The following is a 25,148-nucleotide window of genomic DNA, read 5'->3' as shown; positions in this document are numbered from 1 at the left end:
CGCTACGCGGACGGCGCGATGTTCTGGTTCACGCAGAACAGGTTGTTGGGGTCGTACTTCTGCTTGATGCGCGCGAGTCGTTCGTAGTTGGGGCCATAGGCCGCGCCGACGCGAGCGGCTTCGTCTTCGGTCAGGAAATTCACGTACACGCCGCCCGTCGCATAGGGCTCGGTCGCGCGGAAGAAGTCGCGCGCCCATGCCACGCAGGCGGCATCATCGGCAGGGCTTTCCCAGCGCGTATGCACGTTCATGACAAAGCGCGCATCGCGGTGATGGTAGGCGGTCGCGTCCGCCGCCACGGTGCCAGCCCGGCCGCCGACGTGGCCGATGAAAATCTCCGAATGCGGCGATGGCAGGCGGCTAGAGAAGTCCATCATCGCGTTGATCGCCTCGTCCGGCAGTTGCGTGAAGTTGTGAGATTTCCAGTAGTTGCGGGCACCCGGCGTCAGCAGCGGGTCGAATGCCTGCTGCCACGCTGCATAGGGCATGGGCCCCACATGCTCGCCCAGCAAAGTGCCGAAGCTTCGCAGCGGCGCGAGCAGTGGCTGGCCTTGCTCCGGATCGCCGACGTAGAACACCGCGAGCACCACTACGTCGGTGCCGTGCGCGGCCGTCGGCAGGAATGGCAGTGGCGGTGCCTGACGCAGCACAACCCAGATATTGAGGTCTTCGGGCATGGTTTCGACGAACAACCGATACTGGCTCAGGACCGCGCGCCCTTCCGCGGCCGGAAACACCAGCAGCCCGGCCAGGATCTGCGGTCCGACGGTATGCAGTTTGAATTCGAACAGCGTCACCACGCCGAAGTTGCCGCCGCCACCGCGCAGCGCCCAGAACAGGTCGGGATGTTCCTGCTCGCTGGCCCGCAACCGCTGTCCATCGGCGGTCACGACCTGAGCGGAAAGCAGGTTATCCACAGTCATGCCGTACTTGCGCGTCAGCCAGCCGAAGCCGCCGCCAAGCGTCAGCCCGGCCACACCGGTGGTCGAGTTGATGCCCAGCGGCGTCGCCAGCCCACAAGCCTGGGCCTCGTGGTCGAAGTCCGCCAGCAGCGCACCGGGCTCGACCCAGGCACGGCGCGAACCGGTGTCGATATGGACGGCGCGCATCGGCGACAGGTCGATGACCAGGCCGTCATCACACAGCGCCTTGCCGGCAATATTGTGGCCACCGCCGCGTACCGCGAGCAGCAGCCTGTTGTCGCGCGCAAACGCAACGGCGGCAGCGATATCGGCCGCGCCCGTACACTGCACGACCAGCGCGGGACGCTTGTCGACCATGGCGTTCCAGATGGCACGCGACTGGTCATAGCCAGGCTCGCCGGGCAGCAGCACTTTGCCGCGTACGGCGGAGCGCAGTGATGCAAGCTGATCATTGGGCATTGCGGGCATGGCTCACCTCCGGATCGACAACCCGGAACCGCCATGCGCGGAGGGATCGCGGCCATGGCGGCCCGTCCAGCGGTTCAGCGATGCAAATTGCGCGCCACGTGCGACAACGCACCGACATAGCGGGCCTCTTGATGGAATCGGCTTAAGCGTCGCACCAATGCGGACGGAAGTGTTTCAACAACGATGTGCCGCACATGCCGCTGCGCGGACTGTAAGGCGCCCCATCTGGTGGGCTTGTGATGCAGCGTTGCCCTGGGGACCCTGGCCAATTGGTTTCAGCAGCGACACGTATATCGCACTACCGCCACGCGTAGCCAAGCCCGATACCATAGGTGATCTGGTTGCGGGTGCCGCGCTGGGTGACGATGGGACTGTCGGCGGCATCTCCGGCCAGGCGCTGCGCATAGACCATAGCGCCGGCGTACCAGTTCTTGTCGATCCGGTACAGGAGCGCGAGCCAGCCGGTGTATTGCTCCAGTCCGCCCCCCGGGTTGTACACCGGCAAGCCGCTCGCTGCCGAATCGGCTTGCGTCACGCCGAAATAGGTGCGGTTGAAGCTGTCGCTGACCCATGTGGCGCCCAGCCCCAGGCCGGCATAGACGCGGCGGTGTACCGGCACCCAGGCCGAGGCGTTGGCCGTCACGCGTGCGCCGCCGTAGACGATGCCCGCATTCGTCATCACATTGATGCCGCCGCGCAGGCGAAAGGGGATGGAGCCCTCGTGCAGGTACTCGTAGCCGATCCAGCCACCGGCCTCCACCGTGGTGTCGATGTCATGGATGCGCGACACGACCGGGTCGTCGACGCCGCTGCGTCCAAGGCGCAGCGACGCCGCCGGACCCCACTGGAAGCCCGTCAGCCCGCCGAAGTTGAATTGCGCATACGGTCCGTACCACTCGATCAGCCGGCCGCCGGGCGTGACATAGCGCAGACCTGGCACGACGCCGACCATGCGGTCCTTGCCGCCCGCGTATTCCGTGGTGGTGCCGATGCCCAGCCCCGCCATGTTGGGCAGCTCGCCCGGCAGATCGACCGGCGACGCGACGCTGCTGGCGGCGGCCAGTGCCATGGCCGCACCCACAAGCCCAGAGCGTGCGATCCGCTGGATTTGTTTCGCCAGTGCCGTCAATCCCATTGACTTTCTCTCCCGGACACGTCAGATCAAGCCAATTTATCAGCACATCCGCGCGCGAAGGCCGGCTTCACGATATGAAAGTTTTCGGGAGCGCGGCGAAAGCAGCATTCCGGCGCATCGCTCTGCGCCGGGGTACTGCAGCGTAGTGTCCATTGGAATTGCGACTAATATGAAAGCGCGCCAGCCGGCACACATGCGCGGGCAAAGAAGCAGAGGCGCTGTCAAGGCGAGCGGTCCGCATACCGGCCCGCACAGGAGTGTGCAATGACAACAAGGCAGAAACTGAAGGCATTGACCGCCGTGGCGTGCATGGCGCTGGCCGTGGTATCGGGCATGGCCCGAGCCGACGAAGTCCCGCTGGTGACAGGCAAGCAGTGGACCGAGTCTACGGAGCAGATGAAGAAGGCCTACCTCGTCGGCATCGCCAACGTCGTACAGGTTGACGTCGCCTATCACGCCACCAATGCCCCGCCCGACTCGCAAACCATCGTGCCGCGGCTGGCCAAAGGACTGAAAGGCCACACACTCGATTCGGTTCGCCAAGGTTTGGACCGCTGGTACGCCGCCCATCCCGACCGCCTGCAGCGGCCGGTGATCGAGACCATCTGGTTCGAGATGGTGGTACCTGGACTGCAGGGCAACAAGTAGGGCTAGGCCATGAAACGACTTCACTGGATCGGCGCGGCACTGGTGCTGGGTAGCGTTACCGCATGCACGGGCATGTCACCGGAGCAGCAAGGGACGATGTCGGGAGCGGCGATCGGCGCCGCAGCGGGTGCCGGCATAGCCGCCATCGCAGGCGGCAGCGGCTGGACCGGCGCGGCCATCGGCGCGGTGGCCGGCGGTGTCGCGGGCAATATCAAGGGTCGGAACGAGCAGCAGCGGTATTGAGAAGAGCCTGCAACGGCTGGGTCCCGCCAGGGCTTCAGGACCGGCGCAACATTTTGTGCGATGTCGCGTAGGCGCGCAGCACGTCATTGATGCGCGTCTGCCACCCGTCGCCGGTGGCCTTGAACGCTTCGACGACATCCCGGTCTGCGCGCATGTTCAGCGTGACCTTCCGTTCGTCCACAGGCAGCGCGGGGCGGCCGCGTCGCTTCATCAGCATGGCTGCACCGGCTGTGCCGAGAATGCCCGGCAGAACCTCGCCGGCCGGCTTGAAATCCGCAAGTTCGGCATGAGTCAGTTCGCGCGCATCCGGATCCGCCGAAGCTGCGTCACATATCTTCAGGTCTTCTTCGGCGGTTGCTGGGTGAGGGATCTTACGCTTGCTCATATCGCCGTTCCTCTCTCGTGTTTGCCTTGCGCATGCTGATGATTCGCAGCGCGTCGCCTCGCACTGTGAATGCGACCAGATAGAGCCGACCATCAAGCAATCCCAGCGCCTGAAACCGCTTTTCCCCGTACTCCTTCCGGCTGTCCACGCGAACTAGCGCAGTGTTCCATTCGATCAGTCCGGCCGCGGCAAGCGATACGCCGTGCTTGGCCTCATTGATACGATCCTTGCCCAGGGTCGTAGGTGATCAGCATGAAATTATTGTATAGGCATTAAATAAGAGCGGCAGCCATTATTTGCCAATACAACAAATGGAAACGCGAAGGACTGTTGCCGGTTTCCTACCTTTCGTGTCAGGCACGTCGCGCGACGTTGGAGTCGCTATTCGGGAAATAGGCGCAGGAACGCTGACGCGTGCGGGCAATCAGCATGCATGAAACAGAAAACGGGAGTCGTGCGGAAATTTGGCGCGCCCGGCTGGGATCGAACCAGCAACCCCTGCCTTCGGAGGGCAGTACTCTATCCATTGAGCTACGGGCGCGCGGAGGGCGGTCTGGCACGGGTGGCAGGCACTGCCACGGATGTGCAACCGGTGCGACGAGCGAATGCCGCCGCAGAGAAGTCGCATAGGATACCGCGTTTGTCGTGACGCGTCCATGCGCGGGAATCCGGAGGGGCCGCCGGACGTCTCTGAACCGTCTCTTTTGGCCCAGCCATGAGGCCTTTGGGGCTATAATCGCGAGCTATTTCCGTTAAAACGCAGCGCGCTGCGGTCGTAGACGGGGGACAGTACTGAACAACCACGCAATCAGAGGACCCAGCCACCAAGGGCCCGATAAATCAAGCCGAGCGTGAGCGGCTGAAGTTTCCTGCAAAACTGAGAGTTCTGTATGAGCGACGTCCAACACCAACACGACGAACACGAGTCTCCCATCAAGACGCCGAAGCAGCTGATCGCGGTGGTGATCGCTGCCTTCCTGGTTCCGATCATCGTGATCATCCTGCTGGTCAATTTTGTCGGCCATGGCTCCAAGGAAGGTGCCGGGTCGGTCACCACGGCGGAAGCCATCAATGACCGCATCAAGCCGGTCGCTTCGCTCGAAATCAAGGACGCCAACGCACCGCGCGTCTACAAGACTGGCGAACAGGTCTACAAGGAAGTCTGCGCGGCTTGCCACGCCACGGGTGCGGCGGGTGCTCCGAAGTACAGCAATGCCGGTGACTGGGCCGCGCGTATCGGCCAGGGCTTCGACGGCCTGCTCAAGTCCGTGCTGAACGGCAAGGGCGCCATGCAGGCACGCGCCGGCACGACGCCGGACGACTACAGCGACTACGAACTGGGCCGTGCCGTGGTCTACATGGCCGACGCCGGCGGTGCCAAGTTCCCTGAACCTGCCGCGCCTGCTGCTGCCACTCCGGCCACCGCCGCGGCATCTGACGCTGGCGCTGCCCCGGCAGCCGCCGCAGCTCCGGCTCCCGCTGCTGCACCGGCACCGGCCGCCGCAGCGCCTGCCCCGGCTGCCGCACCTGCTGCTGCGTCCGCCGAAGTGGGCAAGAAGGTCTATGACCAGGTTTGCGCAGCCTGCCACGCCGCTGGCGTTGCCGGCGCACCGAAGTTCGGCGACAAGGCTGCCTGGGCGCCGCGCCTGAAGGAAGGCATGGATGCCGTCCACAACTTCGCGCTGAAGGGCAAGGGCGTGATGCCGCCGAAGGGTGGCTATGCCGGCGCGGACGCCGACGTGATCGCAGCGGCCGACTACATGGCGAACGCCGCCAAGTAATACCGGCTCGGAATACAGAAAAGCCCGCGAAATATTCGCGGGCTTTTTTTCGTCCGTCGTTCCGGCGCGTTGGCCGGACCTCGCCTCAGACTACGCGGGAGTATTTCGGTACGAACCGGACAGGCTGCACGCCGTCGTTGGCGGCCGGTTGCACGGCAGGCAGTCGTGCGGCGTCTTCGCGCAGGTAGCGGTCGAACACCATGGCCACGCGGCGAACCAGCAAGCGGCCAAGCAAGGTCACCTCGATCCGGTGCGGGTCGCGACGCACCAGGCCATCTTCGGCGAGCCGGTCGAGATCCGCGAGTTCGGCTGCGAAGGCGTGTGCGAAATCGATGCCATGGCGTGCCTCGATCTGCGCGACGTCGAGTACCCCGTTGCACATCAGCGCGCCGATGATCTCGCGTCGCAGGTGGTCATCCTGATTCATCGCGAAGCCACGCATGACGGGCAGATGGCCGGCATCGAGCGACGCATAGTATTCGTCGAGCGTGCGCGCGTTCTGCACGTAGCGGCCCGCCACGGCACCGATCGCGGAAATGCCGAAGCCGAGCTGGTCGTAGCCCGCATGCGTGGAATAGCCCTGGAAATTGCGCTGCAGCCGGCCTTCGCGTTGCGCTACGGCGAGGTCGTCATCGGGCAGCGCAAAGTGGTCCATGCCGATGTAGACATAACCGGCGGCGGTCAGGCGTTCGATCGTCGAGACGAGGATGTCGAGCTTCTCGCCCGCGCTCGGCAGCGCATTCTCATCGATGCGCCGTTGTGGCTTGAAGACGTGCGGCAAGTGCGCGTAGCTGTAGACCGAGAGCCGGTCGGGCCGCAGCGTCAGCACCTGTTCCACCGTGGCATTGAAGCGCGCCGTGGTCTGGTGCGGCAGACCATAGATCAGGTCCAGGCTCACCGAGCGAAATCCGAGCTCACGCGCCGCATCCACGACGGCGCGGGTTTCCTCGAACGGTTGCACGCGGTGGATGGCCTGCTGCACTTCGGGATCGAAATCCTGCACGCCGAGGCTCACGCGGTTGAATCCCAGCTCGGCCAGCAGCGCCATGCGCGCGTGGTCGACGCGGCGCGGATCGATCTCGATCGAGTGCTCGCCGTCAGCCGGCAGGTCGAAATGCTCGTGCAGCGACGCCATCACGCGCCGCATCTCGTCCGGGTTCAGGAAGGTCGGCGTACCACCGCCCCAATGCGATTGCAGCACCTGACGACGCCCGCCGATGTGCGCCGCCGCCAGTGCCATTTCCTTGGCCAGGTAGTGAACGTACTTGGCGCTGCGGCCGTGATCGCGCGTGATGACCTTGTTGCAGCCGCAGTAGTAGCAGATGTTCTCGCAGAACGGGATGTGCAGGTACAGCGATAACGGCGCGGGCGCAGCGGCGCGGCAGTCGGCCAGCGCAGCGTGGTAGCCGGCCTCGCCCAGGCGGTTGTGGAAACGGTCCGCCGTGGGATACGAGGTGTAGCGCGGGCCGTTGCCGTCGATACGGCCGGCCAGCGCACGGAAGTCGGACAGGGCACGGCGGTCGAGCGCCGGGGATGACATTGCAGGCGTGTTCATGGGGGCGGACGGATCGGGGAGTCTGACGGCCCATGCTAGGGCCCCGACGCCAATGGGGAATTGACGCGCATCAAGCGCGGTAGCCATGGCGTGCGCGCAGCCCCCTCGTCAGCGGGGGTATTTCGTCACATTTTTGTCACGCGTGCCGGATACGCTGCGCCCCGCACCTCCGGCGGGCGCCGGCCGGGCCGATCGCCACACTTTTCCCATGCCATCGATACTCTTCTCTTCGCCGTACCCATCGCTGCGCGGCGAAACGTTGCTGGTGTCACCCAGGCGCCGCCAACTGATGATGGCGCTCGGCGGCCTTGCTGCCACCCCGCTTGCACTGGGTCAGTCGCCTGCGCGCCGCACCGTCGTTGTCGGCCATCTGCTGGACCGTAGCGGCGCGCAGGCCGATCTCGCGCGCGACTATCTGGCGGGCGCCAAGGTCATGTTCGATGCGACCAACGCCGGCGGCGGCCCGGTACGGATCCAGCATGTCGTGCGCGACGCCGATGCCGATCCGCGCGCGGCGCTCGCCCAGGCGCTGTCACTGGTGGACGGCGAGCATGCCGAACTGCTGTTCGGGCCCGGAGACCAATTGCTGCCGGCGCTTGCGGCCTCGCCGGAACTGCACCGGCGCGGCGTGCAGATCGTGGCGCCGCTCTCGGGCCTGGCGCTGAACGCCGAAAACGTCTGGTTCACCCGCGCGGACTATCAGGCCGAACTCGACGCCGCGGTCAGGCAGCTACGCGACTATGGCCTGACGCGCGTGGCGTTGGCGGTCTCGAAGGAATTCGCGTCGATTGCGGCCAGCAGCGGCGCATCGTGGCTGACCCGGCAAGAATCCGCGATGGGCACCCGCGCGGTCCCGCTCGACGGCAACGCGGAGGCCGCTGCGCGCAGCATCGCGGCGCAACGGCCGGGCGCGGTGATCGTGGTGGGTGACACGCTGGCGTATGCGAGCCTGGGCCGCGCGCTGGCCGCACAGGGCTGGTACGGATTTCTGGTCGGATTGTCGGCTGTCAGCCCGACAGTCGCGCGCGAGGTGCTCGGCGCCGGTTACGCGGGTGGCATCGTGCTAACGCAGGTCGCGCCGGGCCCGCAGGCCGCTACGCTGCGCGTGGTCAAGGAGCACGTGGCGCGCATGAAGCAATACCTCGACGAGCCGCCCTCGCCCTCAACCATCGCCGGCTATATCGGTGCGGCGTGGCTGGTGCGCGCGCTCGGCACGTGGCGCGGTGGCACGGCGGAACTGAGGCGCGCGCTGCAGTCACGCGTCGACGTCGGCGATTTCACGCTCGATTTCACGCAGGGGCAGCGCGGCTCGCGCTACGTCCAGCTCGTCGCGTCAGGCGCGCGGTAAGTCGATGCGCACGCGCAGGCCGCCTGCCTCGCGGTTGGCAAGCGTCAATTCGCCGCCGTGGCGCGCGACGATGTCAGCCGCGATCGACAAGCCCATGCCGACGCCGCCGGTGGCGCGGCTGCGCGACGATTCGAGCCGGTAGAACGGCTCCAGCACGCGCGCCAGCTCTTCGGGCGGAATGCCCGGGCCCTCGTCGCAGATATCGATCCGCACGCGCTGCGCGCTGTCGGTCAGCACAATGTGTGCGCGCTCGCCGTAGCGCTGCGCGTTTTCCACGAGATTGACCACGGCGCGCCGCAACTCTGCCGGATAAGCCAGCAGCGGCGCCGCCTGCCCGGTCAGCGACACTTCGTGGCCGAGCTCGGCGGCGTCGTCCACGACCGCCTGCAGCAGCGCCAGCACGTCGACGCGCTGGCGCAGACCGGCGGCCTCGTCGCGGTCACGCAGGTAATACAGCGTGGAATCGATGAGCCCGTTCATCTCGGCCAGATCCTGGCGCAGCCGGTACCGCACCGGGTTGTCGGCAATTCCCTCGATGCGCAGGCTCATGCGCGTAAGGGGCGTGCGCAGGTCGTGAGAGACCGCGGCCAGGAAGCGCGACTGCTGCGCCAGCTGCATGCGGATGCGCTGCTGCATATGGTTGAACGCCTGCGCGGCCTCGCGCGCCTCGGCCGGACCGGTGTGCTCGTCCAGCGGCGGCGCGTGCACGTCCTGGGCGAGGCGCCCTGCTCCACTCGCAAGTTGCTGCACGGGGCGCGCCAGGATGCGTGCGCCGGCCCACGATGCCGCCACAATGGCGGCCAGCTGGAACAGCATGCCGAGATGCGGTGGCCAGATTCCGCGCGGTCCGGGCGGCGGCGGTGGCGGGCGACCCTCCTGCGGCGGGCCAGGCGGTCCGGGTGGCGGATTGCCGCGCACCTCATGCGGGACATGGCGCCCGCCGGGTCGCGGAAACAGGCTTTCGATCACGGTCACGCCGAGCAGGTGCACGCACAGCATGATCGCGGCCATGACCAGGAACAGCCGCAGGAACATCGAGTCGTAGCGCGCGAAGCGGGCCATGGCTTCAGCGTTCCGGCGTCGTGGTGAACACGTAGCCTTCGCCGCGCACGGTGCGGATCAGTACGGGGTCGCGCGGATCGTCGCGCAGCTTCTGGCGCAACCGCGACACCAGCAGGTCGATGCTGCGATCGAACACATCGAGGCCGCGTCCGCGCGCCTGGTTGATCAGCAGCTCGCGGTCGAGCACGCGGTTCGGATGCTCGACAAAGGTCAGCAGCAGGCGGAATTCGGCATTGGACAGCGGTACCACCACGTCATCGCCATCGACAAGCTGGCGCAGCATCGTGTTGAGCCGCCAGGTGCCGAAACGGACCTCATGGCCGCCCGGTGTTGCCGTCGCACGGCGGGCGTCGCCGCGGCTGCGGCGCAGCACCGTGTGGATGCGGGCCACGAGTTCGCGCATCTCGAACGGCTTGGTGACGTAGTCGTCCGCCCCCACTTCAAGGCCAACAACGCGGTCGGCCAGTTCGGCACGCGCGGTCAGCATGATCACCGCGACGTCGGTCTGCGCGCGCAGCTCGCGGCACAGGTCCAGGCCGCTTTCGCCGGGCAGCGACAGGTCGAGGATGACCATGTCATAGTCGCCAGCGCTCATGGCCCGCCGCATCTGCGCACCGCCTTCGACGCCGTCGGCCTGCATGCCGAAGGTGGACAGGTACTCGGCGAGCATGGTGCGGATCTGTGGGTCGTCATCAACGACCAGCAGGCGAATCGGAAGGTTGGGAGCGAAATCCATGAGGCGGTGTGGCGATGCGGGCACGAGCCGGCGATGACAGTGCCGGCCACAGGGTAAAGCGGCCGACCACTTTACCAGTTCGACATGCCGGCCCTGTGGCGCCTTTGTATCAAGTCGGATACACAGGCGTGCCTGCCCGAAACCAAGCCGGCAAGCTTGTCGGCACGGGCGTCCCTAGCATGGTGGGTGCATCACTTTATCCACAACCAGGAGATCGCCATGTCCTTGCCGATCACGCGTATGCGTGTGTTGATTTGCGCTGCCGTCATGGGCAGTGCCACCTTGCTTGCTGTTCCGGTAACGGCTGCGCCTGTAGCGCCGCCACCGCCCCCGGCTGGGCCGGTCGAGGCGCTGTCGCTCACGCCGGCGCAGTTGAAACTCTTGCAGGCTGCCAGCGCTGCCAGTCGGGAAGCGCATGCCCATGCGCTGGAATTGCGGGCGCGGTTCGTGAGGGAGGCGGGCGATCCGTCGCCAGACGCGCCGCTGCGGCCGCGGCTGCAGGCGCTTGACCGGATGCATGACGCGCTCGAACAGGATCGTCGGAGCGTGCGGGAGCAGTGGCTGGCGTTGGATGATAGTTTGGAGGTAGGGCAGCGGAGGCGGTTGCGGGGGATGCCTGAGGTGGCGCGGTGGCTTGGGTTGCCGCCTGGCGGAGTGGGAGTGCCTTCACGGCGGGATGGTGGCCACGGGCCGGGGGTGGAGCCTTGAGGGTGATGGGTGTTTGCTCTTGGCGGGCGCCGCTGTTTCGCCGGCGTAGCCGGCGAGTCACTTTCTGTCCAAGCGACAGAAAGTAACCAAAGAACGCGTCGCTAGCCGCTGGCATCAATTCCACGGCGGCAGTGGTTCAAACGGCTTTGGACGCCTGCCACGTTGGTCAGTAGTTCGACCCTGCTACGCCATGTGAGTCAGAACCTGTGCCTCACGCGGCACGGCTTTTGGACGATCCCCAAGACGGACTCGGGTACAGCGTTTCAATCAGATCAGTGGCGGGACGCCTTCGGCTGCGCTGCGCGCACGTCCTAGTCGGGACGTGCACGGCACAACTTCGTATAGCGGCGGCCGCCAGGCACGACATACGACATTCCCAAAAAAAGCGCCCCCAATGCAACCGCACAGGGGGCTCAACGTGGAAAAAATGGTAGGGAAGAACCAAGCGTCACCACTTGGCGCGCCGGCACAGGACAAACCGCGCCGACGCAAGGAAATCTTAGATCCGCGCCATCGCGGCGGTCATGTCGCGCTGGTAGCGCTTTGTATCGTGAATGTTGCCTGCCAGGGTGTCAGCCCGGCGCGACCTTGCCGCCGCCGTTGCCGAGCAGCGCCTTCAGTGCGCCAAGCCGGTCCTTGGGACTCATCGCCGGCATCTCGTCCTTTGGCGCCGGCGCCTCTTCCAGCTTCATCTCGCCGATGAACCGCGACGGTTCGCACGAGTAGGTTTCCCGCGCGCGCTTGCGCTTCTTGCACCAACTGATATGCAGGCTGCGCTGCGCACGCGTGATACCCACGTACATCAGGCGCCGTTCTTCTTCGATCTTCTCGTCGCCCATGTCCTCGTCCTCGCGGCAATGGGGCAGGATGCCCTCTTCCACGCCGACCAGGAACACGTGCGGATATTCGAGCCCCTTCGACGCATGCAGCGTTGACAGGCGCACTGCATCGGGATCTTCTTCGCGGCCTTCGAGCATGCTCATCAGCGCCACGGTCTGGGTCAGTTCGAGCAGGTTCTTGCCTTCGTCGCCGAAGCCGTCGACCTTGTCGAAGCCGGTTGCCTCGCCCTCGCCTTCCGCCTCGGGCTTGGTGCCCTTGCGCTTGAGCCAGTCGAGGAATTCGAGCGTGTTGGTCCAGCGCGACTGGGCCTGGCGTTCGTCGAAGGCGTCGTAGAGATAGGCTTCGTAGTGGATGCCTTCCATCAGGTCATCGAGCACCACAGTGGCCGGGTCTTTCGCCGCGCGGTCTGCCAGTCGGACCATCGATTCGCAGAACACGCGCAGCGGCTCGAGCTGGCGCGGCTGCAGTTTGGCTTCGATGCCGCCCATCATCGCGGCCTCGAACAACGAAACCTTGGCCTGGCCCGCGAACGTGCCCAGCACTTCGAGCGTGGTATTGCCGATGCCGCGGCGCGGCGTGGTGATCGCGCGGATGAATGCGGGATCGTCATCCGGATTGGCGATTAGCCGCAGATAAGCGCAGATGTCCTTGATCTCGGCCTTGTCGAAGAAGCTCTGGCCGCCCGACAGCACATAGGGAATGCGCTCGCGGCGCAGGATCTGTTCGAACAGCCGTGCCTGGTGGTTGCCGCGGTACAGGATGGCGTAATCGCGGAACTGCGCGCGACGTTCGAACTTGTGCGCGGACAGGCGGAACACGACCGACTCGGCCTCGTGCTCCTCGTCGTTCATCGGATTGATGGCGATCGGGTCGCCCATGCCGTGCTCGCTCCACAGCTTCTTGTCGAACAGCTTCGGGTTGTTGGCGATGACCGCGTTGGCCGCTTCCAGGATGCGCACCGTGGAACGGTAGTTCTGCTCGAGCTTGACGACCTTCAGGTCGGGGAAATCGGTCTGCAGCAGACGCAGGTTGTCGAGCGTGGCGCCGCGCCAGCCGTAGATGGCCTGGTCGTCGTCGCCCACCGCGGTGAACGCCGGCGCGCGCAGGTGCGAACCGCCGGCCAGCAGCTTTAGCAACTGGTACTGGCACGCGTTGGTGTCCTGGTACTCGTCGACCAGGAAGTAGCGCAGGCGGTTCTGCCACTTGAGCTGTACCGTCTCGTTGCGCGCGAACAGTTCGGCGGGCAAGCGGATCAGGTCGTCGAAGTCCACCGCCTGGTAGGCGTTCAGCGTGGCCACGTAGTTGCGGTAGACCAGCGCGGCCTGGTGTTCGTCGGCATTGGCGGCCTGGGCGATCGCTGCCTCGGGATCGACCATGCCGTTCTTCCACAGCGAGATGGTGCTCTGCACGCCGCGGATCAGCTTCTTGTCGGTCGTCCCCAGCTGCTCCTGGATCAGGCCGAAGCAGTCGTCCGAATCCATGATCGAGAACTGCGGCTTGAGGCCCACGTGCTCGGCTTCCATGCGCAGGATCTGCACGCCGAGCGAGTGGAAGGTACAGACCGTGAGTTGCTTGAGCGGCAGGCGCTTGCCCTCGCGCGTGGTCTTGCCTTCCATCAGCTTGCCGATGCGCTCCTGCATCTCCTTGGCCGCCTTGTTGGTGAAGGTGACAGCGGCGATATGGCGCGGCTCGAAGCCCTTGTCTTCGATCAGGTGGGCGATCTTCTGCGTGATCACGCGCGTCTTGCCCGAACCCGCGCCAGCGAGGACGAGGCAGGGTCCGTCCAGGTAACGGACGGCTTCGGATTGGGCAGCGTTGAGGCCGTGAGTCATGCGCGGGGAAGGGAGTAGGCGTGAAGGGGGCGACGCAGGCGCCCTGTACGCAACATGCAGGCGTGGGGCGCAAAGCTGACCATGCTAACACGCTCTCCAAGGTCGGATCAGTCAGCGGAAATCGCTATTTCACGGCCCAAGTTGTTGCGAAAGTAACACTTGGTAAGTCCTAAAACCGGCCCTGTCCTGCTGCCTCTAACAAATATGGCGGGATCTCCCGTCCACACGTATTTGAGTCACTTTCGGAGCCAAATCATGAAAACCCTACGAGCCCTTTCCAAAGCGACACTGGTCGGCGTGGCCGTCGCGGCCCTTGCGAGCGGTTGTGCGGACATGACGCCGAAGCAACGTAATACGGCCATCGGCGCGGCGGCCGGTGGTGTCGGCGGTGCCGTGCTGACCAACGGCAGTGCGGTAGGTACGCTGGGCGGCGCCGCGCTGGGCGGTGTGGTCGGCAACGTGGTGACGGACGACAACCATCGCCGCTAATGCCCGCTAAGACGGGCGGGCCCCGCGTTGACAAAGGCAGGGCCCTCCCGTACATTGCGCGCATCCGACCGGGAGAGCGCGCACAATCTTGCGCCGCCGAAGGGGTATCACCCGAAAACTCTCAGGCACCACGGACCGTTCGGATCGGCATGCAACATGCACACAATGCATGCCGCACTCTGGAGAGCGGCACCCGCCATCGATGGCGAGCGTGCCCACCGAAGGGGCGCGCGAGGAGAGGGTCCACCGGATCCGACTCGTAATCTCTCAGGTATCGAGGACAGAGGGGTCATCCGCCGCAGCGGATTGCGAAGCCATTGGCCAAGCAAGCGCTGCGGCGGATGACCCTTTTTTCGTTTTCGCAACCGAGATTGCCCCGAGGATTCCCATGACGCTCCAGGCCACGCCCCTCAATGCCATCCACCGCGCCCTCGGCGCCCGCATGGTCGACTTCGGCGGCTGGGACATGCCGGTCAACTACGGCTCCCAGATCGAGGAACACAACGCGGTGCGCAGCGACGCCGGCATGTTCGATGTGTCGCATATGTGCGTGGTCGATTTGCACGGCGCCAATACGCGCGCCTTCCTGCGTGGCCTGCTGGCCAACAATGTCGACAAGCTGCAGACGCCGGGCAAGGCGCTTTATTCGTGCATGCTCGACGAAAAAGGCGGCGTGATCGACGACCTCATCGTCTACTTCTTCGCCGAGGACAGCTTCCGCCTGGTCATCAACGCCAGCACCGCGCTCGGCGATATCGAATGGATCCGCGCGCGCAATGACGCTACCGGCAGCGGCGTGACCATCACCCCGCGCCGTGGCGATGTCGCGCCGGCCGGCGCGCTGCCGCTGGCCATCGTCGCCGTGCAGGGCCCGAATGCGCGCACCAAGGTGTGGAGCGCCTTCCCGTCCACGCAGCCTTCCGATGCCCTCAAGCCGTTCAACGCCGTCGTGGTCCAGGACAAGGCCATCGGCGAGATCATGGTCGCGCGCACCGGCTACACCGGCGAAGACGGCTTTGAACTCGTGGTGCCGGCCGAGAATGTCGCGGCTGTCTGGGAAAAGCTCGATGCCGCCGGCGTGCGTCCGGCCGGTCTCGGCGCGCGCGACACGCTGCGCCTGGAAGCCGGCATGAACCTGTACGGCCAGGACATGGATATCAACACCTCGCCGCTCGACGCCGGCCTCGCCTGGACCGTCGACCTGCAGAGCGAGCGTGATTTCACCGGCAAGGCGACGCTCGCCGCCGCCGGCCAGCGCCAGCAGTTCCTGGGCCTGATCCTGCGTGACAAGGGCGGCGTGCTGCGCGCTCACCAGAAGGTCATCACCGCGGCCGGTGATGGCGAAATCACCAGCGGTACCTTCAGCCCGTCGCTGTCGCAATCGATCGCTTTCGCGCGCCTGCCGATGGGCGTGGCGGTCGGCGACACGGTGCAGGTAGAGATCCGCGACCGCAAACTCGCGGCGACTGTGGTTAAACTGCCGTTTGTGCGTAATGGCAAGGCACTCGTGAGCTGAGGCGGCAACGCTCCCGCTCGCCACAACGGTCGCCCGTCGCGCCTGCCCCATCGACCGATGGCAGGCGCCCGAACCAAGAACAAATCTGAATCCCGGAGAACCCTCATGAATTTCCCCGCTGACCTGAAATACACCGAGTCGCACGAGTGGGTGCGCGTCGAAGCCGACGGCACGCTGACCATCGGCATCACCGACCACGCGCAGGACGCGCTGGGCGACATCGTCTTCCTGGAACTGCCCGAAGTTGGCAAGTCGGTCGGCGCCGGCGACGCGCTGGCCGTGGTGGAGTCGGTGAAGGCCGCTTCCGACATCTACGCCCCGGTGGCCGGCGAAGTGATCGCCGTGAACGAGGCCGCCACGGCCGCGCCGGAAAGCGTGAACGCCGATGCGTTCGACGCCTGGCTGTTCAAGCTCAAGCCGGCCAACGCCGACGACGTGAACGGCCTGATGTCGGCCGACGCGTACAAGGCCAGCGTCGGCGCCTGACGCCACGCCTGCCGGCCCTGCACCGCGCATGGGCCGGCCACTGTATTGATGCGCGGCGGCATGGCTGACCACCTGCCACCGCGCCCCCATCGAGGTTCTTGCCATGAACGCCCCGCTTCCCATGACCGCCGCCCAAGGTAACCGGCCCACGCTGGCCGAACTGGAGGCGCGCGACGCCTTCGCCGCCCGCCATATCGGCCCCGATACCCCCGAACAGCAGCACATGCTCAAGGTGCTTGGCTACGACAATCGCGCCAAGCTGATCGATGCCGTGATCCCTGAGGCCATCCGCCGCCGCGACGGCATGCCGATGGGCGAGTTCACCGAGCCGCTGGCCGAGGAAGCCGCACTGGCGAAGCTGCGCAAGCTCGCCGGCAAGAACAAGGTGCTCAAGAGCTTTATCGGCCAGGGCTACTACAACACGCTGACCCCGGCCGTCGTCCTGCGCAATATCTTCGAGAACCCGGCCTGGTACACCGCGTACACGCCCTACCAGCCGGAAATCTCGCAAGGCCGCCTGGAAGCGATGCTGAACTTCCAGCAGATGGTCACCGACCTGACCGGCCTCGATATCGCCAACGCGTCGATGCTCGACGAAGGCACGGCCGCTGCCGAAGCCATGACGCTGCTGCAGCGCGTGAACAAGCATGCGTCGAACACCTTCTACGTGGCTGACGACGTGCTGCCGCAGACGCTGGAAGTGGTACGCACCCGCGCCAAGCCGCTGGGCATCGAAGTGAAGGTCGGTCCCGCCGCCGACGCTGCTGCCGCGCATGCATTTGGCGTGCTGCTGCAGTACCCCGGCGTCAATGGTGACGTGAATGACTACCGCGCCATTGCCGATGCCGTGCATGCTGCCGGCGGTCTGGTGGTGGCTGCCGCCGACCTGCTCGCGCTGACGCTGATTACTGCGCCTGGCGAATGGGGGGCCGACGTGGCCGTGGGCAACTCGCAGCGCTTTGGCGTGCCGCTCGGTTTCGGCGGCCCGCACGCTGGCTACATGGCCGTCAAGGATGCATTCAAGCGCTCGATGCCGGGCCGCCTGGTCGGCGTGACTGTCGATGCGCAGGGCAACAAAGCCTATCGCCTGGCCCTGCAGACGCGCGAGCAGCATATCCGCCGCGAAAAGGCGACGTCCAACATCTGTACCGCGCAGGTGCTGCTGGCCGTGATGGCGTCGATGTACGCCGTGTACCACGGCCCGCAAGGCCTCAGGCGCATTGCGCAACGCGTGCATCGCCTGACCGCCACGCTGGCCGCCGGCCTGCAAACGCTGGGCTTCACGCGCACCAACGCGACGTTCTTCGACACGCTGACGTTCGAGACCGGCTTCAACACCGACGCGATCCACGCTGCCGCTACCGCGCGCGGCATCAACCTGCGCCATGCGGGCGCCACGCGCCTCGGCGTGTCGCTTGACGAGACCGCGACGCGCGATGACGTCGTGGCGCTGTGGGAAATCTTCTCGCACGGCAAGCCGCTGCCGGCGTCGCTGACGTTCGATGCCACCGAAGCCAAGGTGGAAGACGCTTTCCCGGCGGAACTCGCACGCACCACCGAATACCTGACGCACCCGGTCTTCAACACGCACCACGCCGAGCACGAGATGCTGCGCTACCTGCGCATGCTGGCCGACAAGGACCTCGCGCTCGACCGCACCATGATCCCGCTCGGTTCGTGCACGATGAAGCTGAATGCGACCAGCGAGATGATCCCGGTGACCTGGCCCGAGTTCAGCCAGATCCACCCGTTCGCGCCGCTGGACCAGACCGTCGGCTACCGCGAGATGATCGACCAGCTCGAGGCCATGCTGTGTGCGGCCACCGGCTACGCGGCCGTGAGCCTGCAGCCGAACGCCGGCTCGCAGGGCGAGTACGCGGGCCTGCTGATCATTCACGCCTACCACGCAAGCCGTGGCGAGAGCCATCGCGATATCTGCCTGATCCCGTCGTCGGCGCACGGCACCAACCCGGCTTCGGCGCAGATGGCCGGCATGAAGGTTGTCGTCGTCGCGTGCGATGAAAACGGCAACGTCGACCTCGAAGACCTGGCGAAGAAGGCCGAGCAGCACAGCAAGAACCTGGCGGCCATCATGATCACCTACCCGTCCACGCACGGCGTGTTCGAGCAGGGCGTGCAGCAGATCTGCGAGATCGTGCACCAGCACGGCGGCCAGGTGTATGTCGACGGCGCGAACATGAACGCGATGGTTGGCACGGCGGCGCCGGGCCACTTCGGCGGCGACGTGTCGCACCTGAACCTGCACAAGACCTTCTGCATTCCGCACGGCGGTGGCGGCCCCGGCGTGGGCCCCGTGGCGGTCGGCGCGCACCTGGCCGACTTCCTGCCGAACCAGGACAGCGTCGGCTATCGCCGCGACGACAACGGCATCGGCGGCGTATCGGCCGCGCCGTTCGGCTCGGCCAGCATCCTGCCGATCTCGTGGATGTACATCGCGATGATGGGTTCGTCCGGCCTGACCGCCGCGACCGAGAACGCCATCCTGACCGCCAACTACGTCGCCAAGCGCCTGTCGCCGCACTACCCGGTGCTGTACACGGGCCAGCACGGCCTGGTGGCACACGAGTGCATCCTGGATCTGCGCCCGCTGCAGAAGGAAACCGGCATCAGCAACGAAGACGTGGCCAAGCGCCTGATGGACTACGGCTTCCACGCGCCGACCATGAGCTTCCCGGTGCCGGGCACGCTGATGATCGAACCGACCGAGAGCGAAGCGCTGCACGAGCTCGACCGCTTCGTCGACGCGATGATCGCGATCCGCAAGGAAATCGGCCGCGTCGAAGACGGCAGCTTCGACCGTGAAGACAACCCGCTCAAGCACGCGCCGCATACCGCCGCCGTGGTCACGGCCAACGAGTGGACGCGCAAGTACACGCGTGAAGAAGCCGCCTACCCGGTGGCATCGCTGCGCACGCAGAAGTACTGGCCGCCGGTCGGGCGCGCCGACAACGTCTACGGCGACCGCAACCTGTTCTGCAGCTGCGTGCCGATGAGCGAGTACGCGCAGGACTGAGGCCGCCCCTCACCCCGTGGGCCGGTTACGGCCGTCCCACGGGCGCGCTATGCTCGACATAGAGGCGCCGCCCTTCGCGGTGCCATCAGCACAGCGGAGGCTGCATGTGGAATCTCAGTGCCCCATGGTGGGAGTTCGTGCTGCGCGGCCTGATTGTGTATGGCGCGGTACTGGCCCTGCTGCGGATGTCGGGCAAGCGCCAGATCGGCCAGCTCACGCCGTTCGACCTCGTACTGCTGCTGGTGCTTTCCAACGCCGTGCAGAACGCCATGAACGCCGGGGACAACTCCGTGACGGCGGGCCTGATCCTGGCCGTCACGCTGGTGGCAGCCAACGCGGTACTGGGCTACGTGACCTGGCGCAGCCGCAAGCTGGAAATTCTCGTCGAGGGCCGGCCGCAGTTGCTGGTCCACGACGGCAAGGTGTACCAGGACATCATGCGCCGTGAACACATCAGCTTCGACGACCTGAACAAGGCGCTGCGCCATGCCGGCTGCAACAGCGTCGCCGACGTGCATTTCGCGATTCTCGAAACCGACGGGACCGTTTCGGTCAAGCAACACCAGCAAGCGGCCGCGGCCACACCAGGCACCTCGATCTGGAGCAAGCCCGGCAACGATGAAGCGGTCTGAGCCAGGGATCGGTTGCCGATCCCGCCATTCTCTGCACCGCGCGACTTCAGGAGACTTCCGTGGCAGTCAGCGTCTTCGATCTGTTCAAGGTGGGCATCGGCCCGTCGAGCTCGCACACCGTGGGCCCGATGCGCGCTGCCCTGATGTTTGCCCAGGGCCTGGAGCGCGACGGCCTGCTGCCGCAGGTCGCCAGTGTGCGCGTGGAGTTGTACGGTTCGCTGGGCGCGACCGGCAAGGGCCACGGCACCGACAAGGGCGTGATGCTGGGCCTGATGGGCGAAGCGCCCGATACCATCGACCCCGATTCGGTCGACGGCCGTCTGCATGCGCTGCGCGCGAGCCGAACACTGTCGTTGCTCGGCCGGCACCCGATCCCGTTCGTCGAGAAAGAGCACATTGCCTTCTACCGGCGCGAAGCCATGGCCGAGCACCCGAACGGCATGAAGTTCCACGCGTATGACGCGCAGGGTACGTCGCTGCGCGAGGCACGCTATCTGTCGGTCGGCGGCGGCTTCGTCGTGACCGCGGGCGCGCCGAACACGCAGGTACTCAACGCGGCGCAGCAACTTCCGCATCCGTTCCGCAGCGGCAAGGACATGCTGGAGATGGCGAGCGCGAGCGGCAAGTCCATCGCGCGGCTGATGATGGAAAACGAACTCGTCTGGCGCAGCGAAGAAGATGTCACCGCCGGCCTGCTGCATATCTGGGACGTGATGCAGGCGTGCGTCGCGCGCGGCTGCCGCACCGATGGCGAACTGCCGGGGCCGTTCAAGGTGCGACGCCGTGCGCCCGAGCTGTACCGCAACCTGACGGAGCGCGCCGAGCGCACGTTGTCCGATCCGCTGTCCGTGATGGACTGGGTCAACCTCTACGCCATGGCCGTCAACGAGGAGAACGCCGCGGGCGGCCGCGTGGTGACGGCGCCGACCAATGGCGCGGCTGGCATCATCCCGGCCGTGCTGCATTACTACGACCGTTTCGTGCCCGGCGCCAACCGCCAGGGCGTGGTCGACTTCCTGCTGACCGCCGGTGCCATCGGCCTGCTCTACAAACTCAATGCGTCGATCTCGGGGGCCGAGGTCGGCTGCCAGGGCGAAGTCGGCGTGGCGTGTTCGATGGCTGCCGGTGCGCTCGCCGCAGTGCTCGGCGGCACGCCTGAGCAGGTCGAGAACGCTGCCGAGATCGGCATGGAACACAACCTGGGCCTGACCTGCGATCCGGTAGGCGGACTGGTGCAGATCCCGTGCATCGAACGCAATGCCATGGCCTCGGTCAAGGCCGTGAACGCGGCGCGCATGGCGCTGCGCGGGGACGGCACGCACTACGTGTCGCTCGATTCGGTCATCAAGACCATGCGCGAGACCGGCGCCGACATGAAGACCAAGTACAAGGAAACGGCGCGTGGCGGCCTGGCGGTGAATATCGTGGAGTGCTGAGGCCCTGCCGGCGTATCATGGCGCCAGTCTCCCCGGGCGCCACCGCAAGCGCCTGCAGAAACAGAGCAAAAAGCGAGGCGGCCATGCAAACCTTCTACCAGCTGTTCGACGAAACTTCGTCGACCTTCACCTACCTGCTGATCGACGCCAGCACGCGCGACGCGATCCTGATCGATCCGGTCGACCACCAGCTCGAGCGCGACATGGCCGTGCTGCGCGACGCGGGCGCGAGCCTCGCGTGGGTGGTGGAAACCCATGCCCATGCCGACCACATCACGTCGGCGGGCCACGTCGCCATGCAGACCGGCGCGAAGACCGCGGCGCCATCCGGATGCGACATCAAGCCCGCGCAGATGCAGCTGATCGACGGCGATACCCTCACCTTCGGCACGCAGGTGCTGCGCGCGATCCACACGCCCGGGCATACCGCCGGCAGCATGAGCTACCTGTGGGAAGAAGCCACGCCGGATGGCCCGTTGCGCCGCATATTCACCGGTGACGCCTTGCTGATCGACGGCTGCGGCCGCACCGATTTCCAGTCCGGCGATGCCGGCACGCTGTACGACAGCCTGACGCGCAAGCTTTTTGCATTGCCCGATGACACGCTCGTGTTTCCGGCGCACGACTACAAGGGCCGCACGTCCTCCACGATTGCCCAGGAGCGCGCGCACAACAGCCGTGTGGCGGGACGCACGCGCGATGAATTCATCGAGATGATGCGCAACCTGAACCTGCCGCGCCCGAAGCTGATCGATGTCGCCGTGCCGGCCAACCAGCGGCTCGGGCTGCGCGATGGCGAAAGCGTGCCGCACGGTGCCTGAGCCTAGCCCCATCAAATGCTTCTATTCGGCGTGCCAAAACTCTGAATTGACTTCAAGCAGCCCGCTGCAATACTGATCTCTCTGCCATACCTGGCACGCACCGGCATCGCGGCGTGACGCATGCAACGCGTCGCGCCATCACAGGGAGATTTCATCATGAAGCCGAACAGAAGCGCTCACCGCAAACTTGGTGTGCTGGCGGCCATGCTGGCCGCGCTGGCTCTGGCACCGGCCCAGGCGCAGCAAAAGCCAGTCGCCTATCCTGCCAAGGGGCAGAGCCAGCAGCAACAAGCGAGCGATGACGGGGCCTGCTACAGCTGGGCCAAGCAGCAGACCGGCGTCGATCCGGCACAAGCCGCGGCGCCGCAGCCTCAGGCACAGGCGCAGAGCGGCCAGCGCGTGCGCGGCGCAGCAGGTGGTGCGGCAACGGGTGCGGTGGTCGGAGCGATCGCGGGCGACGCCGGCAAGGGTGCCGCGGCCGGCGCAGCGGCGGGTACGGTTGCGGGTGGCGTGGCCCACCGGCAATCGCGCAGGCAGGCAGCCGCCGCCAATGAGCAGATGGCAGCCAATACCAGCCAGGCGATGTCAAGCTACTACCAGGCCTGGGGAGCCTGCATGCAGGGGCGCGGCTACTCCGTGAAGTAGGCGGCCGTGACGGCCGGGCGGCGCGTCAAGCCGCCCAGCGCTCGCAGGCCTGTCGCACGGTTTCGCGCTGGGTGCGCGCGTCGGCGTCGACCTGGCGCAGCCATTCGGCATCCCCGTTGCGATTCTCGGCCAGTGCACGGATATTGGCCAGCGCCTGCACCGACCCCAATGCCTCGGCGTGCGGCACGAGCGCGTCGCAGATCGACAGGATATGCTCGGCGATCGGCCGGCGCGTCAGCTCGTTGGGGTGCACGTATTCGCCTTCCAGCCCGAAGCGGCACGCCTGGAAGCGATTGAAGGTGTAGACAAGGTAATCGTCTTCCTGCGGCATGAACGGGCGTGACAGCAACAGATAGCGCGCCAGCATCTGGATGTACGCGGCGATGTCGCAGGCACGCTCCACCGTCAGCGGCGTGTCCATCACGCGCACTTCGATCGTGCCGAATTCGGGCTTGGGACGGATATCCCAGTAGAAGTCCTTCATGCTCTCGATCACGCCCGTATTGCGCATCTTTTCGAAATACGCAGTGAAAGCGTCCCACGTGAGCAGGAACGGCGCGCGCCCGCTCATCGGGAAGGCCGCGACCGAGTTGAGGCGCGCCGACGCAAAGCCGGTATCGACCCCCTGCACATACGGCGAAGAGGCTGCGAGCGCAACAAAGTGCGGCACGTAGCGGCCGATGGCATGCAAGAGGAACAGCGACTCATCCGCGCTCGGGCAGCCGATATGGACGTGCTGGCCGAACACCGTGAACTGCTTGGCGAGATAGCCGTACAGCTCCGAAATGTACTGGTAGCGCGGGGAATCCGAGATGATGCGGTCGGCCCACTGCTGGAACGGATGCGTGCCGCCCCCGCTGATGCCGATGTTCAGCGAGCGAGAGGCGGCCTGCATCAGGTCGCGCATGGTGCTCAGCTCGTCCAGCGCCTGCTGGTAGGTGTGGCAGATACCCGTGCTGATCTCGATCATCGAGGGGCTGATCTCGGGCTTGATATCGCCGGCATGCTGGGCGCCCTTCAGCGCGCGCAACAGGTCAGGCGCGAATGGCGCGAGATCATAGTCATGCCGATTGACGAGCTGCAGCTCCAGCTCGACGCCGAAGGTCAGTGCTTCGGAATGCTTGAACGATTCGAGCGACATCAGCGCCCTCCTCCATTACCGCGCTGGTCGGCACGGACTTCGCCGGCGAAGCGCAGCGCCCAGGCCGCGATCACGGGGCCCAGCAGTTGCTCGATGGCCAGCGCGCACAGGATGATGGCGGCCAGCGGTTGTCCGGTACTCGGATACAAACGCGCGACATCGTTCATCAACAGGTACGCCAGGCCTGACATCGGCGCGAGCGCCAGGCCCAGTGCCATGCACTGGCGCAGGCTCAGGCCCGAAAATGATCCCAGCGACACCACGCCGGCGAGCTTCGCCGCATGGCGCAGCAGCACCAGCACCACGGCATACACGCCGCCGACGGCCCAGTCTTGCGCCGTGAGCGGCAGGCCCAGCGATACCACCATCACGATGATCAGCAGGCTGCCGGCGCTGCCAAAGTGCGTCGGCCAGACATGTGGCTGGCTATCCTGGTGCTTGAACACCACGCCCGCCAGCATCAGCGTGAGCGGCATGGACAATTTTAGTACCCGGGTCAGCGCAAGCGTGAACAACACCAGGCCCACGAGCACGAGGAAGCTGTAGTGGTCGTCGGCCGACATGCGGCCATAGATCGCGTGCCCGATCTTGCCAACCACCCAGGCCAACAGGCAGGAGCCGACCAGCAGATAGAGCGGGTGCAGCAGCGCGGCGCCGAGGTTGCCATATTCGGAATGCAGCCAGCCCGTCGCGACCTGCACGATCACGGCGGCATAAATGCTGTTGAGCGCGGCCATGGCCATCAGCCGCTCGGTCACCTGGCCTTCGGCGCGCAACTCGTTCTTGAGCTGCAGCACGATAGTCGGCGAAGTGCTGACCGCGATACCACCCGCGAGAATCGCGATGCCCGGCGATGCGCCGATCCACTGCAGCACGGCGGCCACCAGGCCCCAGGTCAGCAGGCTCTCGAACGCACTGGTGAGCAACAGCCAGCGATTGGCGCTCAGCCAGGTCAGCGAAAGACGATGCCCCAGTTCGAACAGGGCCAGCGCCAGCGCCATATCGATCAGGATACGGGTCTGGGCGATCATGTTGGTGTCGACGATGCTGCGCCCGAGCATGCCCGCGCACAGGCCTGCCGCCGCGTAGCCGACGATGCGCGGGCAGCCCAGCCAGCGGCGGCACAGTTCGCCTGCAAGGCCGGCGCCGACCAGCGCCAGGCCGACCCAGAACAGGCCGCCGGGGGCGAGCGGAAGTGACGGGAAAAGTTGGCTCAGTCCATTCATGCGTGACATGGTAATGGAAGCACATGACATTCCGTGTCAGCCATTGTCTGACACCGCA

23 protein-coding genes, 1 tRNA gene and 2 riboswitches are annotated in these 25,148 nt (G+C 65.9%); of the genes, 13 read left to right on the top strand and 11 right to left on the bottom strand.

Going from position 1 to position 25,148, the window contains the following annotated elements; all coding sequences use genetic code 11:
- Nucleotides 1–2 precede the first annotated feature (2 nt).
- Together KHO41_RS08165 and KHO41_RS08160 are read right to left on the bottom strand one after the other, a co-directional pair.
- Nucleotides 3–1,391 (bottom strand): FAD-binding oxidoreductase, encoded by a 1,389-nt coding sequence (locus KHO41_RS08165; RefSeq protein WP_211952775.1) that lies wholly within the window; start codon nt 1,389–1,391, stop codon nt 3–5.
- A gap of 298 nt (nt 1,392–1,689) precedes the next feature.
- Nucleotides 1,690–2,460, bottom strand: a complete 771-nt coding sequence (locus KHO41_RS08160; protein ID WP_244873746.1) for a MipA/OmpV family protein — start codon at nt 2,458–2,460, stop codon at nt 1,690–1,692.
- 330 nt (nt 2,461–2,790) lie between these two features.
- On the opposite strand from KHO41_RS08160, the gene KHO41_RS08155 reads away from it, so the two are divergent.
- Together KHO41_RS08155 and KHO41_RS08150 are read left to right on the top strand one after the other, a co-directional pair.
- Nucleotides 2,791–3,174 (top strand): hypothetical protein, encoded by a 384-nt coding sequence (locus KHO41_RS08155; RefSeq protein WP_211952773.1) that lies wholly within the window; start codon nt 2,791–2,793, stop codon nt 3,172–3,174.
- 9 nt (nt 3,175–3,183) lie between these two features.
- Nucleotides 3,184–3,417, top strand: coding sequence for a YMGG-like glycine zipper-containing protein (locus KHO41_RS08150; protein ID WP_211952772.1), 234 nt, complete (start codon nt 3,184–3,186; stop codon nt 3,415–3,417).
- A 34-nt stretch (nt 3,418–3,451) separates the two neighbouring features.
- Here the strand turns inward: KHO41_RS08150 and KHO41_RS08145 are convergent, their stop codons facing one another.
- From KHO41_RS08145 to KHO41_RS08135, 3 genes are all read right to left on the bottom strand, one after another.
- Nucleotides 3,452–3,895 (bottom strand): BrnA antitoxin family protein, encoded by a 444-nt coding sequence (locus KHO41_RS08145; protein WP_342344454.1) that lies wholly within the window; start codon nt 3,893–3,895, stop codon nt 3,452–3,454.
- Nucleotides 3,789–4,022 (bottom strand): BrnT family toxin, encoded by a 234-nt coding sequence (locus KHO41_RS08140; RefSeq protein ID WP_376989523.1) that lies wholly within the window; start codon nt 4,020–4,022, stop codon nt 3,789–3,791. The genes KHO41_RS08145 and KHO41_RS08140 overlap by 107 nt, the downstream gene beginning before the upstream one ends.
- A gap of 245 nt (nt 4,023–4,267) precedes the next feature.
- A tRNA-Arg gene (locus tag KHO41_RS08135) sits at nt 4,268–4,343 on the bottom strand.
- 349 nt (nt 4,344–4,692) lie between these two features.
- Here KHO41_RS08135 and KHO41_RS08130 point away from each other — a divergent pair.
- On the top strand, nt 4,693–5,583 hold the full coding sequence (locus KHO41_RS08130) for a c-type cytochrome (RefSeq protein WP_211952770.1): 891 nt from the start codon (nt 4,693–4,695) through the stop codon (nt 5,581–5,583).
- 85 nt (nt 5,584–5,668) lie between these two features.
- Here KHO41_RS08130 and hemN read toward each other — a convergent pair whose 3' ends face one another.
- Nucleotides 5,669–7,138, bottom strand: coding sequence for an oxygen-independent coproporphyrinogen III oxidase (gene hemN / locus KHO41_RS08125; RefSeq protein WP_211952769.1), 1,470 nt, complete (start codon nt 7,136–7,138; stop codon nt 5,669–5,671).
- 208 nt (nt 7,139–7,346) lie between these two features.
- On the opposite strand from hemN, the gene KHO41_RS08120 reads away from it, so the two are divergent.
- Complete coding sequence (locus KHO41_RS08120; RefSeq protein WP_211952768.1) at nt 7,347–8,486, top strand: ABC transporter substrate-binding protein; 1,140 nt, start codon at nt 7,347–7,349, stop codon at nt 8,484–8,486.
- Here the strand turns inward: KHO41_RS08120 and KHO41_RS08115 are convergent.
- Together KHO41_RS08115 and KHO41_RS08110 are read right to left on the bottom strand one after the other, a co-directional pair.
- Nucleotides 8,472–9,548 (bottom strand): ATP-binding protein, encoded by a 1,077-nt coding sequence (locus KHO41_RS08115; protein WP_211952767.1) that lies wholly within the window; start codon nt 9,546–9,548, stop codon nt 8,472–8,474. The two genes, KHO41_RS08120 and KHO41_RS08115, sit on opposite strands and share 15 nt — an antisense overlap.
- 4 nt (nt 9,549–9,552) lie before the next feature.
- A complete protein-coding gene (locus KHO41_RS08110) occupies nt 9,553–10,284 on the bottom strand; it encodes a response regulator (RefSeq protein WP_211952766.1) in 732 nt (243 codons plus the stop codon).
- 219 nt (nt 10,285–10,503) lie between these two features.
- On the opposite strand from KHO41_RS08110, the gene KHO41_RS08105 reads away from it, so the two are divergent.
- Complete coding sequence (locus KHO41_RS08105) at nt 10,504–10,992, top strand: hypothetical protein (RefSeq protein WP_211952765.1); 489 nt, start codon at nt 10,504–10,506, stop codon at nt 10,990–10,992.
- 572 nt (nt 10,993–11,564) lie between these two features.
- Here the strand turns inward: KHO41_RS08105 and KHO41_RS08100 are convergent.
- On the bottom strand, nt 11,565–13,664 hold the full coding sequence (locus KHO41_RS08100; protein ID WP_211952764.1) for a UvrD-helicase domain-containing protein: 2,100 nt from the start codon (nt 13,662–13,664) through the stop codon (nt 11,565–11,567).
- A 255-nt stretch (nt 13,665–13,919) separates the two neighbouring features.
- Here KHO41_RS08100 and KHO41_RS08095 point away from each other — a divergent pair, with 255 nt between their 5' ends.
- The 8 genes from KHO41_RS08095 (at nt 13,920) to KHO41_RS08060 (ending at nt 22,723) form a co-directional block, all read left to right on the top strand.
- Nucleotides 13,920–14,153 carry a glycine zipper 2TM domain-containing protein gene (locus KHO41_RS08095; protein ID WP_211952763.1) on the top strand — a complete coding sequence of 78 codons (234 nt, stop codon included), beginning with the start codon at nt 13,920–13,922 and terminating at the stop codon, nt 14,151–14,153.
- 59 nt (nt 14,154–14,212) lie between these two features.
- Nucleotides 14,213–14,301: riboswitch (glycine riboswitch) on the top strand.
- Between the two features lie 21 nt (nt 14,302–14,322).
- Nucleotides 14,323–14,447, top strand: a riboswitch (glycine riboswitch).
- A gap of 94 nt (nt 14,448–14,541) precedes the next feature.
- Nucleotides 14,542–15,669 carry a glycine cleavage system aminomethyltransferase GcvT gene (gcvT, locus tag KHO41_RS08090; RefSeq protein ID WP_211952762.1) on the top strand — a complete coding sequence of 376 codons (1,128 nt, stop codon included), beginning with the start codon at nt 14,542–14,544 and terminating at the stop codon, nt 15,667–15,669.
- A 105-nt stretch (nt 15,670–15,774) separates the two neighbouring features.
- Nucleotides 15,775–16,155, top strand: a complete 381-nt coding sequence (gene gcvH / locus KHO41_RS08085) for a glycine cleavage system protein GcvH (protein WP_011299457.1) — start codon at nt 15,775–15,777, stop codon at nt 16,153–16,155.
- 103 nt (nt 16,156–16,258) lie between these two features.
- On the top strand, nt 16,259–19,189 hold the full coding sequence (gcvP, locus tag KHO41_RS08080; protein ID WP_211952761.1) for an aminomethyl-transferring glycine dehydrogenase: 2,931 nt from the start codon (nt 16,259–16,261) through the stop codon (nt 19,187–19,189).
- 104 nt (nt 19,190–19,293) lie between these two features.
- Complete coding sequence (locus KHO41_RS08075) at nt 19,294–19,821, top strand: DUF421 domain-containing protein (RefSeq protein ID WP_211952760.1); 528 nt, start codon at nt 19,294–19,296, stop codon at nt 19,819–19,821.
- Between the two features lie 59 nt (nt 19,822–19,880).
- Nucleotides 19,881–21,257 (top strand): L-serine ammonia-lyase, encoded by a 1,377-nt coding sequence (locus tag KHO41_RS08070; protein ID WP_211952759.1) that lies wholly within the window; start codon nt 19,881–19,883, stop codon nt 21,255–21,257.
- An 83-nt stretch (nt 21,258–21,340) separates the two neighbouring features.
- Nucleotides 21,341–22,078 carry an MBL fold metallo-hydrolase gene (locus KHO41_RS08065; RefSeq protein ID WP_211952758.1) on the top strand — a complete coding sequence of 246 codons (738 nt, stop codon included), beginning with the start codon at nt 21,341–21,343 and terminating at the stop codon, nt 22,076–22,078.
- Nucleotides 22,079–22,234: 156 nt separating this feature from the next.
- On the top strand, nt 22,235–22,723 hold the full coding sequence (locus KHO41_RS08060) for a YMGG-like glycine zipper-containing protein (RefSeq protein WP_211952757.1): 489 nt from the start codon (nt 22,235–22,237) through the stop codon (nt 22,721–22,723).
- Between the two features lie 25 nt (nt 22,724–22,748).
- On the opposite strand, the gene KHO41_RS08055 is transcribed toward KHO41_RS08060, so the two are convergent.
- Both KHO41_RS08055 and KHO41_RS08050 read right to left on the bottom strand, forming a co-directional pair.
- Nucleotides 22,749–23,864 carry a YbdK family carboxylate-amine ligase gene (locus KHO41_RS08055; protein ID WP_211952756.1) on the bottom strand — a complete coding sequence of 372 codons (1,116 nt, stop codon included), beginning with the start codon at nt 23,862–23,864 and terminating at the stop codon, nt 22,749–22,751.
- Nucleotides 23,864–25,099 (bottom strand): cation:proton antiporter, encoded by a 1,236-nt coding sequence (locus KHO41_RS08050; RefSeq protein WP_211952755.1) that lies wholly within the window; start codon nt 25,097–25,099, stop codon nt 23,864–23,866. The genes KHO41_RS08055 and KHO41_RS08050 overlap by 1 nt, the downstream gene beginning before the upstream one ends.
- Nucleotides 25,100–25,148 lie beyond the last annotated feature (49 nt).

Source organism: Cupriavidus numazuensis (assembly GCF_905397435.1).
GTDB classification, from domain to species: Bacteria; Pseudomonadota; Gammaproteobacteria; order Burkholderiales; family Burkholderiaceae; genus Cupriavidus; species Cupriavidus numazuensis.
The sequence above is the reverse complement of the archived record's forward strand: the minus strand, read 5'-3'. Positions and strand labels throughout refer to the sequence as shown.

What these genes read in the sequence shown, in the direction of transcription:
- KHO41_RS08165 (WP_211952775.1), bottom strand. Translation starts at nt 1,391, where the DNA reads ATGCCCGCAATGCCCAATGATCAGCTTGCATCACTGCGCTCCGCCGTA.
- KHO41_RS08160 (WP_244873746.1), bottom strand. Translation starts at nt 2,460, where the DNA reads ATGGCACTGGCCGCCGCCAGCAGCGTCGCGTCGCCGGTCGATCTGCCG.
- KHO41_RS08155 (WP_211952773.1), top strand. Translation starts at nt 2,791, where the DNA reads ATGACAACAAGGCAGAAACTGAAGGCATTGACCGCCGTGGCGTGCATG.
- KHO41_RS08150 (WP_211952772.1), top strand. Translation starts at nt 3,184, where the DNA reads ATGAAACGACTTCACTGGATCGGCGCGGCACTGGTGCTGGGTAGCGTT.
- KHO41_RS08145 (WP_342344454.1), bottom strand. Translation starts at nt 3,895, where the DNA reads ATGGTCGGCTCTATCTGGTCGCATTCACAGTGCGAGGCGACGCGCTGC.
- KHO41_RS08130 (WP_211952770.1), top strand. Translation starts at nt 4,693, where the DNA reads ATGAGCGACGTCCAACACCAACACGACGAACACGAGTCTCCCATCAAG.
- hemN (WP_211952769.1), bottom strand. Translation starts at nt 7,138, where the DNA reads ATGAACACGCCTGCAATGTCATCCCCGGCGCTCGACCGCCGTGCCCTG.
- KHO41_RS08120 (WP_211952768.1), top strand. Translation starts at nt 7,347, where the DNA reads ATGCCATCGATACTCTTCTCTTCGCCGTACCCATCGCTGCGCGGCGAA.
- KHO41_RS08115 (WP_211952767.1), bottom strand. Translation starts at nt 9,548, where the DNA reads ATGGCCCGCTTCGCGCGCTACGACTCGATGTTCCTGCGGCTGTTCCTG.
- KHO41_RS08110 (WP_211952766.1), bottom strand. Translation starts at nt 10,284, where the DNA reads ATGGATTTCGCTCCCAACCTTCCGATTCGCCTGCTGGTCGTTGATGAC.
- KHO41_RS08105 (WP_211952765.1), top strand. Translation starts at nt 10,504, where the DNA reads ATGTCCTTGCCGATCACGCGTATGCGTGTGTTGATTTGCGCTGCCGTC.
- KHO41_RS08100 (WP_211952764.1), bottom strand. Translation starts at nt 13,664, where the DNA reads ATGACTCACGGCCTCAACGCTGCCCAATCCGAAGCCGTCCGTTACCTG.
- KHO41_RS08095 (WP_211952763.1), top strand. Translation starts at nt 13,920, where the DNA reads ATGAAAACCCTACGAGCCCTTTCCAAAGCGACACTGGTCGGCGTGGCC.
- gcvT (WP_211952762.1), top strand. Translation starts at nt 14,542, where the DNA reads ATGACGCTCCAGGCCACGCCCCTCAATGCCATCCACCGCGCCCTCGGC.
- gcvH (WP_011299457.1), top strand. Translation starts at nt 15,775, where the DNA reads ATGAATTTCCCCGCTGACCTGAAATACACCGAGTCGCACGAGTGGGTG.
- gcvP (WP_211952761.1), top strand. Translation starts at nt 16,259, where the DNA reads ATGAACGCCCCGCTTCCCATGACCGCCGCCCAAGGTAACCGGCCCACG.
- KHO41_RS08075 (WP_211952760.1), top strand. Translation starts at nt 19,294, where the DNA reads ATGTGGAATCTCAGTGCCCCATGGTGGGAGTTCGTGCTGCGCGGCCTG.
- KHO41_RS08065 (WP_211952758.1), top strand. Translation starts at nt 21,341, where the DNA reads ATGCAAACCTTCTACCAGCTGTTCGACGAAACTTCGTCGACCTTCACC.
- KHO41_RS08060 (WP_211952757.1), top strand. Translation starts at nt 22,235, where the DNA reads ATGAAGCCGAACAGAAGCGCTCACCGCAAACTTGGTGTGCTGGCGGCC.
- KHO41_RS08055 (WP_211952756.1), bottom strand. Translation starts at nt 23,864, where the DNA reads ATGTCGCTCGAATCGTTCAAGCATTCCGAAGCACTGACCTTCGGCGTC.
- KHO41_RS08050 (WP_211952755.1), bottom strand. Translation starts at nt 25,099, where the DNA reads ATGTCACGCATGAATGGACTGAGCCAACTTTTCCCGTCACTTCCGCTC.